The organism is Chryseobacterium sp. MYb7, assembly GCF_002979455.1.
Taxonomy (GTDB): Bacteria; Bacteroidota; Bacteroidia; order Flavobacteriales; family Weeksellaceae; genus Chryseobacterium.
The window spans coordinates 21219-39391 of record NZ_PCOU01000039.1 but is presented as its reverse complement, the minus strand read 5'-3'; the positions used below and the strand labels follow the sequence as shown (position 1 = coordinate 39391).

General features: G+C 35.3%; 15 protein-coding genes. 11 read left to right on the top strand and 4 right to left on the bottom strand.

The genetic code is table 11. The features are described 5' to 3' along the window. Nucleotides 1-119: 119 nt before the first annotated feature. Nucleotides 120-1457, bottom strand: a complete 1338-nt coding sequence (locus tag CQ046_RS21940) for a dihydroorotase (RefSeq protein ID WP_105704312.1) — start codon at nt 1455-1457, stop codon at nt 120-122. 100 nt (nt 1458-1557) lie between these two features. Between CQ046_RS21940 and CQ046_RS21935 the strand changes: the two genes are divergently transcribed. From CQ046_RS21935 to CQ046_RS21895, 9 genes are all read left to right on the top strand, one after another. After that, nucleotides 1558-2985 carry an oligosaccharide flippase family protein gene (locus CQ046_RS21935; protein ID WP_105704311.1) on the top strand — a complete coding sequence of 476 codons (1428 nt, stop codon included), beginning with the start codon at nt 1558-1560 and terminating at the stop codon, nt 2983-2985. Between the two features lie 150 nt (nt 2986-3135). Continuing rightward, nucleotides 3136-4152: a sugar phosphate nucleotidyltransferase gene (locus CQ046_RS21930; RefSeq protein ID WP_105704310.1), complete on the top strand. Its 1017-nt coding sequence runs from the start codon at nt 3136-3138 to the stop codon at nt 4150-4152. 108 nt (nt 4153-4260) lie between these two features. Further along, complete coding sequence (locus CQ046_RS21925; RefSeq protein WP_105704309.1) at nt 4261-5112, top strand: DUF4292 domain-containing protein; 852 nt, start codon at nt 4261-4263, stop codon at nt 5110-5112. After that, complete coding sequence (locus tag CQ046_RS21920) at nt 5109-6671, top strand: M23 family metallopeptidase (protein WP_105704308.1); 1563 nt, start codon at nt 5109-5111, stop codon at nt 6669-6671. Before CQ046_RS21925 ends, CQ046_RS21920 begins: the two co-directional genes overlap by 4 nt. A 31-nt stretch (nt 6672-6702) precedes the next feature. Next, nucleotides 6703-6918, top strand: coding sequence for a twin-arginine translocase TatA/TatE family subunit (locus tag CQ046_RS21915; protein ID WP_105704307.1), 216 nt, complete (start codon nt 6703-6705; stop codon nt 6916-6918). Between the two features lie 15 nt (nt 6919-6933). After that, on the top strand, nt 6934-7548 hold the full coding sequence (locus CQ046_RS21910; RefSeq protein ID WP_002981819.1) for a DUF4254 domain-containing protein: 615 nt from the start codon (nt 6934-6936) through the stop codon (nt 7546-7548). Then, nucleotides 7545-8003, top strand: a complete 459-nt coding sequence (locus CQ046_RS21905) for a hypothetical protein (RefSeq protein ID WP_105704306.1) — start codon at nt 7545-7547, stop codon at nt 8001-8003. Before CQ046_RS21910 ends, CQ046_RS21905 begins: the two co-directional genes overlap by 4 nt. 20 nt (nt 8004-8023) lie before the next feature. Next, nucleotides 8024-8620, top strand: coding sequence for a GTP cyclohydrolase II (ribA, locus tag CQ046_RS21900; RefSeq protein ID WP_105704305.1), 597 nt, complete (start codon nt 8024-8026; stop codon nt 8618-8620). Nucleotides 8621-8777: 157 nt separating this feature from the next. Further along, complete coding sequence (locus tag CQ046_RS21895; protein ID WP_105704304.1) at nt 8778-9731, top strand: hypothetical protein; 954 nt, start codon at nt 8778-8780, stop codon at nt 9729-9731. A 78-nt stretch (nt 9732-9809) separates the two neighbouring features. Here CQ046_RS21895 and CQ046_RS21890 read toward each other — a convergent pair whose 3' ends face one another. After that, a complete protein-coding gene (locus CQ046_RS21890) occupies nt 9810-10346 on the bottom strand; it encodes a hypothetical protein (RefSeq protein WP_105704303.1) in 537 nt (178 codons plus the stop codon). 116 nt (nt 10347-10462) lie between these two features. Here CQ046_RS21890 and CQ046_RS21885 point away from each other — a divergent pair, with 116 nt between their 5' ends. Together CQ046_RS21885 and bshA are read left to right on the top strand one after the other, a co-directional pair. Continuing rightward, a complete protein-coding gene (locus tag CQ046_RS21885; protein ID WP_105704302.1) occupies nt 10463-12166 on the top strand; it encodes a glycoside hydrolase family 3 protein in 1704 nt (567 codons plus the stop codon). A gap of 27 nt (nt 12167-12193) precedes the next feature. Further along, a complete protein-coding gene (gene bshA, locus CQ046_RS21880; RefSeq protein WP_089696231.1) occupies nt 12194-13342 on the top strand; it encodes an N-acetyl-alpha-D-glucosaminyl L-malate synthase BshA in 1149 nt (382 codons plus the stop codon). 737 nt (nt 13343-14079) lie between these two features. On the opposite strand, the gene CQ046_RS21870 is transcribed toward bshA, so the two are convergent. After that, entirely contained in the window at nt 14080-14406 is a 327-nt protein-coding gene (locus CQ046_RS21870) for a hypothetical protein (protein WP_105704301.1), read from the bottom strand. Between the two features lie 15 nt (nt 14407-14421). After that, the gene (locus tag CQ046_RS23770) at nt 14422-18168 is read right to left on the bottom strand and encodes a DUF6443 domain-containing protein (RefSeq protein ID WP_165790579.1); all 3747 of its coding nucleotides are present in this window, start codon (nt 18166-18168) and stop codon (nt 14422-14424) included. Nucleotides 18169-18173 lie beyond the last annotated feature (5 nt).

The following is an 18173-nucleotide window of genomic DNA, read 5'->3' as shown; positions in this document are numbered from 1 at the left end:
TAATCAATTAATTAAAATAATAATATTGAATATCTAAAAACAAAAAGTCGGAAGAAAAAATCTTCCGACCATGACTAGGCTAAAGCCCGCTCCTATTGATTTATCCTAATAATATCTTATTAATCTCTTGGTTCAAAAAGCAATCTCTCACCAAATTTCTCCTCTGCAATTTTTCCATTGTCATATACCAGATGTCCATTAACAAAAGTATGGGTAACTTTAGAGTGGAAATTCATTCCTTCTAATGGACTCCAGCCGCATTTGTATAGTAAATTGTCTTTGGAAACCGTCCAGTCTTCATTAAGATCTACTAAAACCAAATCTGCTTTATATCCTTCTCTCACATATCCTCTTTTTTCAACTTTGAAAAGGATTGCCGGATTATGACACATCTTTTCAACGATTTTCTCAAGGGAGATTTTACCGTTTTTATAGTTTTCTAGCATTACTACCAGTGAATGTTGTACCAAAGGTGCTCCTGAAGGGCATTTTGTATACACATTGTTCTTTTCCTCTGCAGTATGTGGCGCATGGTCTGTAGCAATCACATCAATTCTGTCATCCAGCAGTGCTTCCCAAAGAGCATCTTTATCTTTTTGAGTTTTTACAGCAGGGTTCCATTTAATAAGATTTCCTCTCGTTTCATAATCTTCATTGGTAAAAGTAAGGTGGTGAACACATACCTCAGCAGTGATCATTTTATTTTGTAAAGGAATGTCATTTCTGAAAAGTTCCATTTCTTTTGCGGTGGAAAGATGGAAAACATGAAGTCTTGCTCCTGTTTTTTTTGCAAGTTCAATGGCTTTAGACGAAGATTTATAACACGCTTCTTCGCTTCTGATCAAATGATGGAATTTTACAGGAATGTCATCCCCATATTCATCCCTATATTTTTGAGTATTGGCTTTGATGGTCGCTTCATCTTCACAGTGAACCGCAATAAGCATTTTGGTATTACTGAAAATATTTTCAAGTGTTTCCGGATTATCCACAAGCATATTTCCTGTAGATGAACCTAAGAATAATTTGATTCCCGGAACATTTCTCGGATTTGTTTTTAAAACCTCCTCCAGATTATCATTGGTTCCTCCCATCATAAAACCATAGTTGGCATAAGCTTTTTGAGATGCTATCTCATATTTGTCTGCCAGCAGTTCTTGGGTAACAGCATTGGGAACCGTATTAGGCTGATCTATAAAACTGGTAATTCCCCCAGCGATAGCAGCTCTTGATTCACTTTCAATATCTCCTTTATGAGTAAGCCCCGGATCACGGAAGTGTACCTGATCATCAATCACTCCCGGAAGAAGATATTTTCCTGATCCGTCAATGATCTGATCTGCATCCTCAGAAATATCGGCAGCTATTTTAGATATTAAATCATTTTCTATCAGGATATCGCTTTCAACAACTTTTCCTTCGTTGACGATATTTACATTTTTTATAAGAACTTTCATTTCAATTTATTTCCACACAAAATTAAGATTTTAAGTTTTAATTAGCTCCAAAATCACTAAACGAATACTTAAAGTTTTACATTTGTAAAAAATTTCGACTTTGTACAAAAAACTATTAGGGCAGACAATCATCTATGGAGCGGGGGCAATAGCACCCAGAATTATTTTATTTATCCTGAATCCACTTTTGATCTATAAGATTCCCAATGAAGGTTTTGCAATTTTCACACAGCTTTATGCGTGGATTTCATTTGTGAATATCATCCTTTCTTTTGGTTTTGAAACGGCATATTTCAGATTTTCTGCGGAAGATGGTAATGAAAAAAGAACTTTCAATACTTCGTTTTGGTTTCTGTTTTCTACATCCACGGTTTTTCTTGCCTTGTGTTATTTGCTCAATCAGCCTATTGCAGATTATTTAGGCTATCATGATAATCCTGAATATATAAGGTGGTTTGCTTTAATTGCCTTTTTTGATAATTTACTGGTCATTCCATTTGCGTGGCTTCGTTTTCATAATAAACCCATCAAATATTCTGCGGTAAGAGTTGTTCAGGCTATTTTTCAGGCTATTTTTACAGCAGCTTTATTCTTCTGGATTCCGGAAAACATATCAAGAAGTATGGGACTGGATCAAAATGTTGATTATCCGTTCTTCAGCAATTTGGCAGGAAGTGCCTTAGGCTTTTTATTATTACTTCCTATTATATTAAAAGTGAGATTTCAGTTTGTCACTTCATTGTTCGGACGTATGATCAAATACTCCTTCCCGCTGATGCTTGCAGGACTGGCTTTTATGGTGAATGAAAATTTTGATAAATCTATCCAGAGAAACTATATTTCAGACGAACAGGCAGGAGCTTATGGCGGCTGTTATAAACTGGCTGTACTGATGACTTTATTTGTCACAGCTTACAGAATGGGTATTGAGCCTTTCTTTTTTAAACAGATGGATAAAGGCGATGCCAAGAAAACCTACGCCAAAGTGGCTGAGTATTTCGCCTTCTTTGCCTGTGCTGTAGCGTTGGGAATTATTGCCAACATTTCATGGTTGAAAGCTGTCTTTATCCCCAACAAATCTTATTGGATTGCCATAGACATCATCCCAATCATTGTTATTGCCAATCTTTGTTTCGGGATCTATTATAACTTTTCAACCTGGTACAAAGTAACAGACAGAACGGGTGTGGGAACTATCATTTCATGGCTTGGAGCAGGAATCAATATTGGCCTTAACCTTTTAGCATTAACCTATTACAAAAGCATGATTGGTTCTGCGTGGGCTACATTCGGAGCTTATATTATTATGATGATTGTCTCTTATCTGCTGGGACAAAAATATTATCCTATCCCTTACAGAATGAAGAAAATGTCTTTCTTCCTGATCCTTCTGGGAGTCTTCAGCTTCGTTATAGTAAAATATCTAGATTATAACATTATAACGAGTAATTTACTATTTTTGGCCTTCACCGGAATTTTGATTTATTCTGAAAAAGATATGATTTTATCGAGAATCAGAAAGAATTAAACTTTGGTCTTTATTTTGATAATAAACAAAACCTATCGTCAATTTAAACAAATATTTAAAAGATATAAATCATAACAAGACAACAGTTTTAATTATTATCTTTAACCTAAATATAAAAAACAACTAATAAAAACATCTTTTATATAATTTATGAAAATTATTGTTCCTATGGCTGGACGTGGTTCCAGATTACGTCCTCATACATTAACAGTTCCAAAACCTCTTATTCCTATTGCAGGAAAGCCTATCGTACAGAGATTGGTAGAAGATATTGCTAAAGTTGCAGGAGAAAACATTGAAGAAGTAGCTTTTATCATCGGAGATTTTGGTCCTGAGATTGAAAAATCTCTTATTCAGATTGCCGAAAAACTGGGAGCAAAAGGAAGTATATATTACCAGAACGATCCTCTTGGAACTGCCCATGCCATCAAATGTGCAGAGCAGTCTATGCAGGGAGATGTTGTGATTGCATTTGCCGATACTCTTTTCCGTGCAGATTTCCAATTGGATAAAAACTCAGATGGTGTCATCTGGGTGAAAAGTGTAGACGATCCATCTGCTTTTGGAGTGGTAAGATTAGATAACTACGGTTTCATCACAGATTTTGTGGAAAAACCAAAGACTTTTGTTTCAGATCTTGCGATCATTGGTATTTATTACTTCAACAGCGCTGAAAAGCTGATGGAAGAGATCAACTATATCATGGACAATGATATTAAAAATGGTGGCGAATATCAATTGACAACTGCTTTAGAGAACCTTAGAGCAAAAGGAGCTAAGTTTACATTGGGAAAAGTAAATGACTGGATGGATTGCGGTAACAAAAATGCGACAGTAGAAACCAACAGTAAAATCCTTGAATATGAAAGAGAGGAAATGAAGAACTTTCCTGCTTCAGCAGTGATTGAAAACTCTCTGATCATTCAGCCATGCTTTATTGGTGAAAATGTGAAAATCTCCAATTCAAAAGTAGGGCCTGGAGTTTCATTAGGGAACAATACCACTGTTGTGAATTCGAATATTGAAAATTCTCTTATCCAGGAAAACACCAGAATTAATCATGGAAACCTTTCTAACTCTATGATCGGTAATTCTGCACAGTATTTCGGAGTTGCCAGAGAAATTTCTTTAGGAGACTACTCCGTTTTGGATTTTCTTTCTAAATAAGAATAGAAATTATTTAACTTAAAACAAGATATCATCAGGCCACACAAAAGATTTTGTGTGGTTTGGCGTTAATATTGCACCGTATTTTTTTAATTTAAAGATAAATACATGAAAAATTGGATCCCGCTTCTTTTATTGCTCCTTGCTTTATCATCCTGTAAAACCCGTACCAAAGCTCAAAATGATACAGATCATACGCGAGACAGCATTGCTGCTACAAAAGATCAGGATAATGGAAATCCAAAAGACGTGAATGAACCCGTGAAAGATAAACTTACCTTTTACGAACATGTATTAGTTCCTCCAAAATTTGAGCAGATCAAGATCGACAGTAAAATAAGGGTAGAAACGGGAAGCTATGTACCTACGCTGGACGCTACGGTTTATATTGAAAACGATACAAAGGTTTGGATGAACCTCAGAGCACTGTTCATTAACGCCGCCAGAGGTATTGCCACTCCTGAAGGAATAAAAGGACAGGATAAAATTAATAAAACCTATATAGATTCCGATTTTGATTATCTTAATAATCTCCTGAACGTTAATTTCATTGATTATAAATCTCTGGAAAAAATCCTGTTGGGAAGAACTTTTGTGAAAATCAACGACAGACAATTTAGCCTTACCCAAAATGCACAGGGTTTCAAAATGGTTTCTAACACCAATCAGAAAATTGTGACAGATGAAAAAAACAGAGAGTATAAAATTGCCCTTCAATATGATACCAATTACGATTTACTGAATGTCAACTTAAAGGATATTTTGTCTTCAGACGAGCTTGACGTTTCTTATAGTGACTGGAATGAATATGAAGGAATCCGTCTTCCAAAAAATGTTAAAATAATTATAAAAGGCTCAAAATCTAGTCAAATTTTAATGGAAAATACGAAATTTGACTTTTCGAGGATGGAAACACCTTATTCTGTACCATCCAGTTATAAGAAAATTGAGATTAAATGATTAAAAAATTTAGCTTTTTAATAGGTGTTTTGATGTTCGGACTGCACCAGGGACAGCAGAACAAAGAACAGCTGCAGAAACAAAATGCCGAACTTAAAAAACAAATTGCACAAATAAACTCCGATTTAGCCAAAACCAGAAGTGAATCTAAACTTTCCGTAGCTTATCTTTCTAATGTCAATCAAAAATTGGTATTAAGAGAAAAGGTATACAATAATACACAGAAAGAAAAAAGATTCATTGAGGATGATATCTATCTGCGTCAGCTGGAAATCAACCGTCAGAATAAAGAACTGGCTGTTTTGAGAAAAAACTATGCTGAGGTTTTGGTGAATGCTTATAAAAATAAAGGAGTACAGAACAAAGTAACCTTTATTCTTTCTGCAAAGAATTTAGGAGAAGCTATACGTAGAGTACAATATCTGAAACAATACTCAGATTATCAGGATAAAAAAGCAGCTGAAATTACCGATGCTGCCAATCTGATCAAAAAAACAATTGCACAGAAACAAAACTCTGTAAAAGAGAAAACAAACCTTCTGGTAAACCAACAGAAGGATTTGGCGACGATTAATGCTGAAAGAGCCCAAAAAGAACAATTGGTAGCCGACTTTAAGAAAAACGAGTCCAAACTGACTGCTGAACTTAAACAAAAACAAGTTCAGTCTAAAGCATTGGAAGGACAGATCAGAGCCATCATTGCTGAGGAAATCAGAATTGCCAAAGCAGAGGAAGAAGCAAGAAGAAAAGCAGAAGCAGAAAAAATTCGTTTAGCGAAACTGGCTGCTGAAAGAGAAAAAGCAAGAATTGAAGCAGAAGCTAAGGCAAGAGCAGAAGCCCTTGAAAGAGAAAGAAGAATTGCTGAAGCTGAAGCTAAAAAAGCAGCAGAACTGGCAGCAAGAAGAGCTGAAGAAGAAAGAAAACGTAGTGAAGATGCTGCTAAAGCAGAAGCTAATGCCAAAGATGAAGCCAGAAGAGTAGCTGCTAAAAAAGCCTCAGACGAAGCCAATGCAAGAGCCAAAGATGCGGCAGATAAATTGACAGCAGCAAGAGCCGCAGAAGCAGCCCTTGCCAAGAGAAAAGAAGAAGATAAAAAAGCAGCTGAAACTAAAGCTATGACAAGCTACGGAGTTTCTACCGCTACCGGAAACAGCTTTGCAGACAACAGAGGAAGACTTGGTTACCCTGCAGACAGAGCCGGACAAATCACTCACCGTTTCGGAAGACAACAGCACCCGGTTTTCAAAAATATATCAGAAGACAATACCGGTATTAAAATTTCTGTGCCTTCAGGTACACGTGCCAAATCTGTATTTCCAGGAACTGTATCTTCTGTTGTAGCCAGCAGTGATGGTACAAAAACTGTTATTATCAAGCACGGAGGTTACTTTACTATTTATTCCAACTTATCCAATGCAAATGTTTCCAAAGGACAGCAGGTTTCATCAGGAACACCGATAGGTACAATTGCTCAGGATTTTGACGGAGCTTATACACTTGATTTCCAAGTATGGAACGGAAGTACACCAGTTGATCCATTAGGTTGGATTTCATATTAAAAAAAGTGTAACTTTACAAAAATTTTAAGAGATGAATACACTAACAATACTTGCCTTATCTTGGCAGCATATCCTTATCGTAGCAATACTTTTAGTATTACTATTTGGAGGAAAGAAAATTCCGGAATTAATGAGAGGAGTAGGTTCAGGCATCAAGGAATTTAAAGATGCGGTAAAAGAAGAAGACAAACCAGGTTCTGAAAACAAGTCTTCTTCTGACAATAGTAATAATTCTTCAAGCAACTAAAATTCCTTAGAATTAATGAAATTTACTGAGACTGCATGGAAAGTCTTCAATCAGGCTATTGAAGACTATCACGTGTCTGATGACGTTAACACTCTAATTAATAACCCGTTCGAAAAAGACAGTTTGGAACGGATTTTGTATGCAAAGAACTGGATTGATACCGTTCAATGGCATCTGGAAGATATAATTAGAGATGAAAATATTGATCCGGCTGAAGCTCTTCAACTCAAGAGAACAATAGACGCTTCCAATCAGAAAAGAACTGATCTGGTAGAATATATTGATGGCTGGTTCCTTAATAAGTTTGAAAATATAACTCCTAAACCTGAAGCAAAAATAAATACGGAAACTCCCGCTTGGGCAGTAGACAGGCTATCAATTCTTGCATTAAAGGTTTATCATATGTCGTTAGAAGCTAATAGAGAATCTGCTTCTGAAGAACACAGAAACAACTGCCAGGCTAAACTGGATGTTCTGCTTACTCAGAAAGAGGATCTGTCAACTTCTATAGATCAGTTGCTAGCTGATATTGAAAACGGTAACGTTAAGATGAAAGTATACAAACAAATGAAAATGTATAACGATGAAAGTCTTAACCCAATCCTTTATCAAAAAGGGCAACAGAAATGAAACGACTAATTTTTCTTGGAGTACTTATCATATTAACATCTTCCTGCGCAACGGAAAAGCTTAACCTTTCTCCGTTGTCAAATAATTTTTATAGTGATACCAAAGGTTCTGATTCCGATAGAGGCTCAAAGAAGAATTTTAATATCAATATTAAAGAGAATGTAAATGCTTCTGAAATTTCAAACATGGTCTCTACTTTTCCCAAGTTTAAAAATAACGGATTGAATGATGAGATTACAAGCTTGAAATACAGTCTTCAGAATTATTTATATGCCATTGATGCCAATAACTCTACAGGAAAGAGCAGAGCCCTTAAAAGCTTTGAAAAATCTTACAAAAAAATTCAAAAGCTAAGGCAGAATCTTGACAGAGATGACGATGAAGTTCTCAACAGATATCTGGTTCGTTTAAAAACCAATATTTCTGTTATTGAAGACGCTTTGCCAGGAAGTTAAAAAAACAATTTGAACTATCAATGATTAAAATTCAGGCGGAAGCCAATGTTCCTACAGAACACGGTACTTTCCGAATGATAGCTTTCTCCGAAAACGTCAACGACTGGATGCCGCATATGGCCATTGTTGCAGAAAATACAGATTTCTCAAAACCAGTGAATGTTCGTTTCCATTCAGAATGTATTACAGGAGAAGTTTTCCATTCAAAAAAATGTGAATGCGGCCAGCAATTAGATGCTGCAATGAAATATATCCATGAAAACGGTGGAATTATCATCTACCTTCGCCAGGAAGGAAGAAACATCGGGATCATCAACAAGCTGAAGGCTTATTCCCTACAGGAAAAAGGTTTGGACACCGTACAGGCCAATCTTGAGCTGGGACTTCCCGCAGATGACAGAAACTTTGGCGTAGCCATTGAAATCCTTAATCTGTTGGATGTAAAAGATATCAACCTTCTGACCAATAATCCTGAAAAGGTAAAATACGTTGTAGACAGCAATATTCACCTTAATTCAAGAGTACCGCTACAGATTCCTGCGAACGAAATAAGCAAAGGATATCTGCAGACAAAAAAAGACTTCTTTGGACATCTACTGGATGACAATGATAACTAATTTTATAAAGTAAATATTAAAAAGCTCAAAAAAATATATATTTTTTTGAGCTTTTTAATAATTGAAATCAACAAAAACATTTTAATTATTCAATAACTCACAATATAGTGTATTTTTTATAAAGTTAATTTATCTTTGCACGGAAAATTAAATTATTATGAAAAAAACATTATTCGTTATTTCTTCATTATTTTTCGTTGGCTGTGCAAGTAGTAATGATATGCTTTATACCCAAGATGAAGAACAAAGTTTAAACCTAAAGGAAACATTACCATCTGTATCAAATAAAATGTTAGCCTTAAATGGAGGTGAAATTACTTTAATGGACTTGGACTTAAATAAAACTCTTATCCAACCAAGTGGCGGAGGGTGCTCATTTGAAACAGGATATAATATCGACAATATTTATACATCAACAGCTGCATTTGGACCTAATCCACTTACATTTTTTGGATATACAATTAGGGGATATGGAATGCCAAGAACAGATGGATTTCTTTGGAAAGGGATAAGGCTTCAGGCAGAAAATATTCCGGCAACTGTTTTCAGCAGAGGACAAAGTAGATTAGTTAATAATCTTTTTGAAAATGCACTTTCTATAGAATTTCCTTTTGAACCAAATGCTACTTATGAGATTACTTTAAAATCGTTCATCGAAGATATAATACGTACAGAAAAACATGATCAATATCGCCTAAATGATGACAATCACAATCCTCAACAAAGCGAGGCGTTTCCTATAGTAGCAGTGGAATTAGCAAATGTACCTGAAATTATTGGAAATGATCCTTGTGCAAAAAGGCCAGTATTAAATAATAGATTTGTTTCAGCAAACTATTATAAAACTCAAAAAGCTGAAATAGTCGTTCCTCCTTCATCTCAACAAAAAACATTTGTTTTTAACTTTTCAACTACAGAAGCAAAAAATGCATTTATTTTGTATTATTTACCGGAACGTGGATCAGACCCTTATATTCCTGAAAGTTTTTTTGGTATGCATCTAACAGGCATAAGAATAATAAAAAAACCATTTGACCCAACCCATGTTGTCCCACCAAGAGTTACTAACCCAGACCCTAGCCTCCCGTGCGGTTTTAGAGGAGGATGTTGATAAATTTGATAAAATCAAAAGCCCCGGAAGATGTTCTCCCGGGACTTTTTTAATTATAAAAAACTGAAAAGATATTTCTTAGTATTTGGTTGAAATCTTGGACTCGTTAATATTATAATATTTAATTACGCTGTTATAATTTGAATAATCAACCTCACCAAAGGCTGCATTTTTAGATGTACCTGTTTTTGCAGGAACAATTACTACTCTGAATTTCTTGTTTGTGTAATACCCTGGATTGTTATCTAAATTAACTCCATTGGTAGATCTTACATCAATCCCAATGTCAACCTTACTAAAGTCATATGAATACTCAACTTTATCAGCACCGTTATTAGGATATTCTGTATAAGTAAGCAATTTCCATATCGGAGAACCATTAGTAGTAAGACCTGTCTGTAAATAGATAAGCACTACATCAGATTCCAATAATGGGCTTTTAAAAGCATCATCAAAGTGATACGTAAAGCTATCTTCTTTATTAAATTTCGGTATAATATCATAAGCTGTTGAATACGTATCCTTACTTTGTACAACAACATCATCCTTGTTATCACAGCTATAAGCAGTAAAGCCTACAGCACCAAAGAATAAAAACAGAAGTATTTTTTTCATTTCTTATTAAAGTTTAGTTATTATTTATATTGCGTATTCAAATCATATACCAAAAATTGCAAAAACTTTGTTTTCCTCATTTTTTTAATTGTATTTTTGTTCTTATTCAAAAAGTCATGAAGAAATTAATATATACTTCCCTCTTTATTGTCGCATTGATAAGTCCCAAGGTGAACGCCCAATATCAGCCTAAAAATGCTTCTAAGGAAGATTTGAAAAAGGCTCAGCAATGGGTTGACAAAACATACAAAACCCTTTCTCAGGATGAAAAACTAGGACAGCTTTTTATTATTGCACTTTATACCAATAAAGGAGAAGACTATATCAGCCAGGTAAGGAATATTGTTACAACAGATAAAATAGGCGGTCTGATTCTAATGCAGGATGATGCAGCAAGGGAAATCAATCTGGTAAATGAATTTCAGCAAAAATCTAAAATCCCTTTAATGATTGGGATGGATGCAGAATGGGGACTGTACCAGAGAATTGCAACGGCTCACAAATTTCCATGGGCAATGACATTAGGGGCTATTCAGGATAAAAATCTTGTGTATCAGATGGCGGCAAAAATTGCTGATGACTGTCACAGAATGGGAATCAACTGGGATTTTGCTCCTGTAGTGGATGTAAACACCAACCCTGATAATCCTATCATTGGGAACAGAAGTTTTGGTTCTGAGGTAAATAATGTAATCAGTTCTGCCTTATCCTATTCTAATGGTCTTCAGGATAACAATATATTAGCAGCTATCAAACATTTTCCGGGACACGGAGATACCAGCACAGACTCACACCTTGACCTTCCGGTAGTTTCTCACTCGATGGACAGACTTAATACAATAGAACTGGCACCATTCAAAGCTTTGATGAATAAAGGAATTGGTGGTGTAATGGTTGCTCACTTATATGTTCCAAGCTTAGAATCAGGAAAAGGAATTCCAGCCTCTGTTTCTAAAAACATCATTACAGGATTATTGAAAGATAAACTAGGTTATAAAGGTTTAATCATTACCGATGCCTTAAACATGGGCGCTGTAGCAAATAAGTACAAACCAGGTGAACTGGATACTATGGCATTTAAAGCAGGAAATGATATTATGCTTTTCTCTCAAGGAGTTTCTGAAGGTAAAAAATTGATTCAGAAAGCTATTGATAAAGGAGAAATCCCTCAATCCAGAGTAGAAGAAAGTGTGAAAAAAATTCTCTTGACCAAATATTTCCTTGGATTGACTCAGTACACTCCAAAAAATCCTGAAAATATCAATGCTGACCTGAATAATAATTCTCATACTACTTTAGTACAGAATCTTTATTCTAACGCATTGACTTTATTAAAAGACGAAAAGAAATTACTGCCTCTTACAGGAAAACAAACTTATTATGTTCCTTTGGAAGAAGCCCCTTATCAAACTTTTGCCAACAGATTAGGAAATAATGTAATCATTAAAAAGGCTGGCGAAATTAATACGATACCAGCCGGATCAACGGTAATCGTGGGTTTCCATAAAGATAATTCAACCGCTTATAAACCTTATAAAATCTCGGCAGAATCAAAGAAAGTGCTTTCTGATCTTACCAAAAATCAAAATGTAATTCTGAATGTATTCGGAAGTGCTTATGCTTTAAAGGATATTGATGTCTCAAAAGTTTCAACAATACTTGTTTCTTATGAAAACAATGATGATTCCATGAATGCTGCTGCGGATGCTTTAAACGGAAAAACAAAAATATGGGGTAAACTTCCTGTACTGGTTAATGATCAGTTGAAACCAGGAATGGGTATAGAGCTTAATGCAACTACCTCAGCTACTACCAAATAATACAACATCAAAAACAACAATAATCTAATGAAAATAGGCATACTTTGCTATCCAACATACGGAGGAAGCGGAATTGTAGCAACAGAATTGGGAATGTCTCTTGCGAATAAAGGATATGAAGTACATTTCATCAGTTCTGCACTTCCTGCAAGATTAGACATCACCAACCCGAATATTTTCTTCCACAGGGTAAATGTTCAGACCTATCCTCTTTTCCAGTATCAGCCTTATGATATTGCATTGAGTTCGATGATCTACAGGGTTGTGAATCTTTATAAACTGGATCTGCTTCATGCACATTATGCCATTCCTTACGCATATGCAGCCTTTACGGCAAAGCAAATGCTTCGGGAGGATAATAATGATATTCCTTTGGTAACTACATTACACGGTACAGATATTACCCTTGTAGGCCAGCACCCAAGTTATAAACATGCAGTAGAATTTTCCATCAATCAATCAGATGCGATTACTTCAGTTTCTGAAAGTCTGAAAAAAGATACGCTGCAGTTTTTCAACATCAAAAAAGAAATTCAGGTGATTACCAATTTTATTGATAATTCTGAATTTGACGACTGCTCTGAGTGCCAGAGAACGCAGTTTGCCAATCCTGATGAAAAAATTCTGATTCACGTATCCAACCTGCGTCCTGTAAAACGTGTGGATGAAGTACTTCAGATCTTCAAAAATGTGGAGAAAAAAGTAAAATCCAAGCTGATCATCATTGGTGAAGGTCCGGATATGGAAAAAGTGAATCAGTTTTTGGAAGAAAATCCCGATCTTATTTCAAAAATACGTCTTTTAGGAAAGGTGAATGATTTGTATAAAATCTTACAGCTTTCCGATGTATTTCTTCTTCCTTCGGAGCAGGAAAGCTTCGGTCTGGCGGCTTTGGAAGCGATGGCGGCTTATACTCCGGTCATCAGTTCCAATGCAGGAGGAATTCCTGAAGTGAATATTCAGGGTGAGACAGGATACCTTGCTGAAATCGGGAATGTGGAAGCCATGAGTAACTATACTATCAAGTTGTTGAGCAATGACGAACTTTTAGCCAAAATGAAACAAAATGCGAAAGATCAGGCTATAAAATTCGATTTGAAAAATATTCTTCCTATCTATGAGAAAATGTATAGAACAACCATAGAAAATTTTAATAAGGAGCTGACGAAAGTATAATATTTCTATTATATTTATCGTCATACTTATGACGGAAAAACTACTTCAATATCTTTGGAACTATAAATACGTAATTTAAATTATTAATAACCAACAATTTACTAACAATTTAAAATAAAAAGTGTCAATATTTGTGTCAACTAAATAAAAAACTGTGAAGTCCATTTCTAATTATAGATTCACATTAAAAATAAAAAACGGGCAATCCTATATGGGTTGCCCGCTTAGTTAATATATTAAAATATCCTCTAATATTCTAACTCCTCAATATCAGCTTGATCTATGTTGTAATTTTTTAATAATAAATAAGCTCTTTCAGAAACAGCTAAAGTATTTTTCTCCGTTATAAAAAAGTCATCTCTATTTGATTTTCAACTTATTTTGGCCCAAAAGAAGGTTGGAAGTTCTTTATTAGGGTAAAGCTCTAAAAAGGTTTCTGATTTAGATATTATGACCTCATCAAAAATAATACCTGTAAGTTTTTCAGTTTCTATAACTTTTCTTAGCTTCTCTGTTACTATTACTATATAACATGGAAAGGACTCTAAAATATCATTATCTAGCCAACCCTCGAATTCATAATGAAGATTTTTAATAAGAGGAGGAAAAAAATATCCATTTGCGTTTGATTACCTAAGCTTCCGGCTACTTCTGGTTCAATAAGTTTATACATTAGCAAATTTTGTATTAGGAAAAAGGTAGCCTATAGAAATAGGCTACCTTTAACCAGATATTGTTTACGCATCATTAATTGCATAATTGAACAGAAGCTTTGTAAGTTCTTCATTTGATAATGACTGATTTTGATCATTTCTCGATTCTTCTATAGCATCCAAAAAATAATAGAAATCAAAAAGGTTAGAATATTTTATATTATTATAATCATACTCAATATAACCTTCTGTTTTCTCAATTTCAAAGAAAGCCAGATCATTGTCAATTTTCAAGGGCTGTTCCATATAAATTTCAATAGCTTCAGATTCAAGATCCAAAGATTGTTTTTGACAAAACTCTTCAAAAGAGCCTCCATCTCTAAAATACTTTACTAAATCTAGTAGTTTCATTTTTTTATATTTAAATTATTTTTTTCCCCAAATTGAAAATCCTCCTTTTCTTCCTGGGTGCATTGTTTCCCAAAAGATTCCACCAGGAACATTAGGATGTTGGCTTTTTGGAACTAACTGCATAACACCTTTATCAATATCATGGTGCCAAACCCAATTTTTAGGTGACTTTCCTATAATAGAGCCTGATACCGATTTTGGTATAGCTATCCCTAATTCATTTAATAATGGGTTTGATTTCATAGCAGACTCTAATGCAATATTAGCTTCTTTGAAGTGCATATATCGGGTTACTCCTGGGTATGATGATTTAGCAAGTTTCATTTCATATGCAATTGAATAAAAAGCACCATCAGCTTCTTTTACCGCTAACCCCGGCTTTCTCAAAGCTATACCTCCAATAATTCCAACACCCATCGCTAGGTACCTATTTTCAGGCTTCCAGTTGCTAATCACCTGACCTCCAATATCAAAGACCCCAGCTGGATCTCCAGCATTTCCTATAAAAGTTATAGGACCATCAAAACAACGTGGACAACTTAATTTTTTCCATTCAAGCATACTTTGGGCATTCCACCCAGCCATATAATCATTTATGTGATTTCGAAGCTGTAATGCAAATTCAATCGCAAAATTACCCGAAAGCTCTACTGTAGGAATATTTACATACGCATCTCCAATACCACCTTCAGCGTTTTTGCTATTAAGGCTTTGATAGCTTCCATCATACCCGAGGCTTATAAAACTGCTGTCTTGGAAACCAGAACCGGTATTAGTCCAGTTTCCGCCTAATGATGCTATTCTATTAACCAAATTCACGCTAGAACCACCACTCCCGCCTCCAGTTTTGCTTCCTTGCTTAAACTGAGGAGTATAAGTGAAATTTCCATTCATCCCGGCAAACCAATATGAGCCATCAGGAACATTACTGATAACTCCTCCATCATAAGGAACATTTCTCATCCCATCAGGATCTGTAAACATTACCGGATTATTGGCTCCATAATGATAAGAACTAAATTGACTGAATGCTTCTGCTAACGGATCTGTTGCATTCCATCTTCCCAAATCCGGCATATACATTCTTGCACCAAAGTCATACATCCCGCTTTCCTGCAATTCTTTCCCATTGTACTTGTAGCTGTAGAAACTTCCAAATGGAGAGAATGTATTCCCTATATGGTTTAATCCGAAAGGATAATAGTTGTTGGTATCTAAAATTTCAGGAACGCCTGCGCTGTTTTTTGCAAAACTTACCCTGGTATTTCCAAGATGGTCTTTATACTGGTAAATATAGCGGTTTTGAGTGAAACTGTAATAACCTTCCGACGTTCCTACAAAATCAAGATTCCATAATGGTGTAATTACTCTTTCAGGATCAGCAATCCCTTTGTAGGCCTGCTGTTCGTAAGCATTACTTGTTCTACAGGTCAGACAGGCACTCCCATCTTCAAAAGTGTATTGAAATCCATCCAGATAATCTGTAGTCTGGGTAGTAGTGCTTGCCCCTCTTCCTGTGGTTTGGCTTGTGTAGATTTTTCTAAACTTAGTTCCATCAGCACTGTAAAGATATTTAAGAGTATTATTAATAGGATTACCAAATGCGTTCTGTACAATAGTAAAAGTATCTGACAGGTTAAGAAAATTATAGCTGATAGACTGTATTCCTTTGTCTAGCATTTCTTTCATATTCCCATTCAGATCATAGGTAATAGTATTATTGCCCCCTTCATACCCTGAGTCATTCAAAGAGTTCTCTGTTACTTTGGTTAAACGGTTTCCCGTATAATCATACACCAAGTCATCCACTTGTGTTGCCGTTGTGCCAAATATAGGAAAGGCATTTCTTTTTAAGGTTTTAATATTTCCATTCAGATCATAGGTCAGATACTCATTATAATAATTATTAAATGGAGTTGTAGAACCTGGTTCTGAGTATATGGCATCTTTCAGTCTGTTAAGCTTATCATAAGTATAGGTATATCTTTTCTGTACATTCTCTGATGCGTTTTGCCAATCTATTTCTGTAATCGTGCCATTATATTTCCCTTGACCAACATTACTATATTCCGGATTGGTATATTTAATTCCATATCCGAACAATTTACCATTTAAATTAACAGGATCATTGATCTTAATAAGCGCACCTAAAGCGTTATAGCTATAATCTATAGCCTGAAGAGGTGAAGAAGGTAAAGTTCCACCTATTTTTTTTCTTTTCAGCTGAGACTGTTCATTATATTCATTCTGAGATAGAATTTCAACAGGATTGTTATCAACCTGATGTTTCTGTACCAAAAGCCTGTTATGATCATCATATTCAAAAATTTGACTAATAATTCTTTCCGTGTCAGTCTGTACTCTCTTGTGGTATGCTTTACTTTGCATTGCAACACCAGCAAAATCCAGTTTTGTTTCTGTTTTCGTATATCCTCCTAAATGATTAATAGAATGGCTCCCAACTGCCCTTAATTTTGAATCGTACCAGATCCAGTTATACGTCCAGTTATCATCATCAATATTTTTCACATAAGAAGCGGTAGGAAGATTTTTGGTGTTCTGGGAAGCACTAAGATTATCCCCTATGATGTCCTGTCCGAAAATAGAAGCAGGTTTAGAGGGAGTTCCTTGTGGATATGTATCGTAATAATTGATACTTAAAATGACAGGTGTTTCACCATTGAAATAATTTTCTGTATAATAAACATTTGTTGCACTCCTGAAAAACCCAGTTGCATCTCTTTTTTCAGTGATGATAAGGTTTTTCAAATCATTTTGTCTCGTTGCTCTATCTCCTCCTGTTAAAAAGCCTGTATAAACAGGTCTTCCAAGCTCATCATATTTTGTTATCAACCATTGGTTGTTTTGCTTCATATTGGTATCACGAGAAAGGATAAGTCTGTCGGCTTTATCATATACCATATATTCCCAATCTTTGCCAGGAAGTTTCTTTTCTACCAACCTTCCCAAACTGTCATAACGGTATTGATAACAAAGATTATCTAAAGCATTCCCATCTACCATGGTTGTAGATGCCAATGGGGTAATGATGAAAACCTGCATTCCCAAATCATTATAAACGTAATAGGTATCTACATCCTTTATCCCATCATTTTTTCGCACTAAAATTGTTTGCCCGGCAGCATTTTTAAATTCAACAGAAGTATTATTATCGCTGTCTATGGCAGTAGTTTTCATCAGTTGATTGGCACCATAGGTTCCACTTTCTACCAGTTTTGAATAAGTAGCTTCATCGACCCAAGAGTTGATAACAGTATATTTCTTCACCTCTCCGGCAATATTTGCACTGTATCCCATCTGTACAGGGTGCTGTGCCCAATCATTTCCTAAAGGTGTAATCTTATCAACCCTGCTTAAGGGAGAATTTTCAAACTGCTTTTCAGAGTAAATTTTCTCCTGCCCAAATACTACGGGAGCATTGGCTAGCGGAGTGGAGTAAAAAGCACCATTCTGTGTTGTATTCTGTGGGATTGGAAGATACTCTTTAGCTACTCTTCCAAATGCATCATATTCTACATGATTTACTACATCTTTTCCGGATGGAGTGGCTTTAATTCCTATTGTTTGTTTCGTTCTTCCCAACCCGTCAAAATACTGTATTGCTTCCGTTTTTTTGATACAGTCCGCATCCAGACAGTTTTTGGTATAAACATAATTCTCACTAGTTGTAGCATTTAATGTTTGGGCGTAAGAATGCCCTGCTATCCATAAAAGACTGAATATATTTAAAATTCTTTTCATCAGGT

Bases quoted from the DNA above. Each gene is read 5' to 3' on its own strand.
- CQ046_RS21910 (WP_002981819.1), top strand. From the start codon at position 6,934: ATGAAATTTACTGAGACTGCATGGAAAGTCTTCAATCAGGCTATTGAA.
- ribA (WP_105704305.1), top strand. From the start codon at position 8,024: ATGATTAAAATTCAGGCGGAAGCCAATGTTCCTACAGAACACGGTACT.
- bshA (WP_089696231.1), top strand. From the start codon at position 12,194: ATGAAAATAGGCATACTTTGCTATCCAACATACGGAGGAAGCGGAATT.
- CQ046_RS21930 (WP_105704310.1), top strand. From the start codon at position 3,136: ATGAAAATTATTGTTCCTATGGCTGGACGTGGTTCCAGATTACGTCCT.
- CQ046_RS23770 (WP_165790579.1), bottom strand. From the start codon at position 18,168: ATGAAAAGAATTTTAAATATATTCAGTCTTTTATGGATAGCAGGGCAT.
- CQ046_RS21885 (WP_105704302.1), top strand. From the start codon at position 10,463: ATGAAGAAATTAATATATACTTCCCTCTTTATTGTCGCATTGATAAGT.
- CQ046_RS21940 (WP_105704312.1), bottom strand. From the start codon at position 1,457: ATGAAAGTTCTTATAAAAAATGTAAATATCGTCAACGAAGGAAAAGTT.
- CQ046_RS21870 (WP_105704301.1), bottom strand. From the start codon at position 14,406: ATGAAACTACTAGATTTAGTAAAGTATTTTAGAGATGGAGGCTCTTTT.
- CQ046_RS21895 (WP_105704304.1), top strand. From the start codon at position 8,778: ATGAAAAAAACATTATTCGTTATTTCTTCATTATTTTTCGTTGGCTGT.
- CQ046_RS21925 (WP_105704309.1), top strand. From the start codon at position 4,261: ATGAAAAATTGGATCCCGCTTCTTTTATTGCTCCTTGCTTTATCATCC.
- CQ046_RS21920 (WP_105704308.1), top strand. From the start codon at position 5,109: ATGATTAAAAAATTTAGCTTTTTAATAGGTGTTTTGATGTTCGGACTG.
- CQ046_RS21915 (WP_105704307.1), top strand. From the start codon at position 6,703: ATGAATACACTAACAATACTTGCCTTATCTTGGCAGCATATCCTTATC.
- CQ046_RS21890 (WP_105704303.1), bottom strand. From the start codon at position 10,346: ATGAAAAAAATACTTCTGTTTTTATTCTTTGGTGCTGTAGGCTTTACT.
- CQ046_RS21905 (WP_105704306.1), top strand. From the start codon at position 7,545: ATGAAACGACTAATTTTTCTTGGAGTACTTATCATATTAACATCTTCC.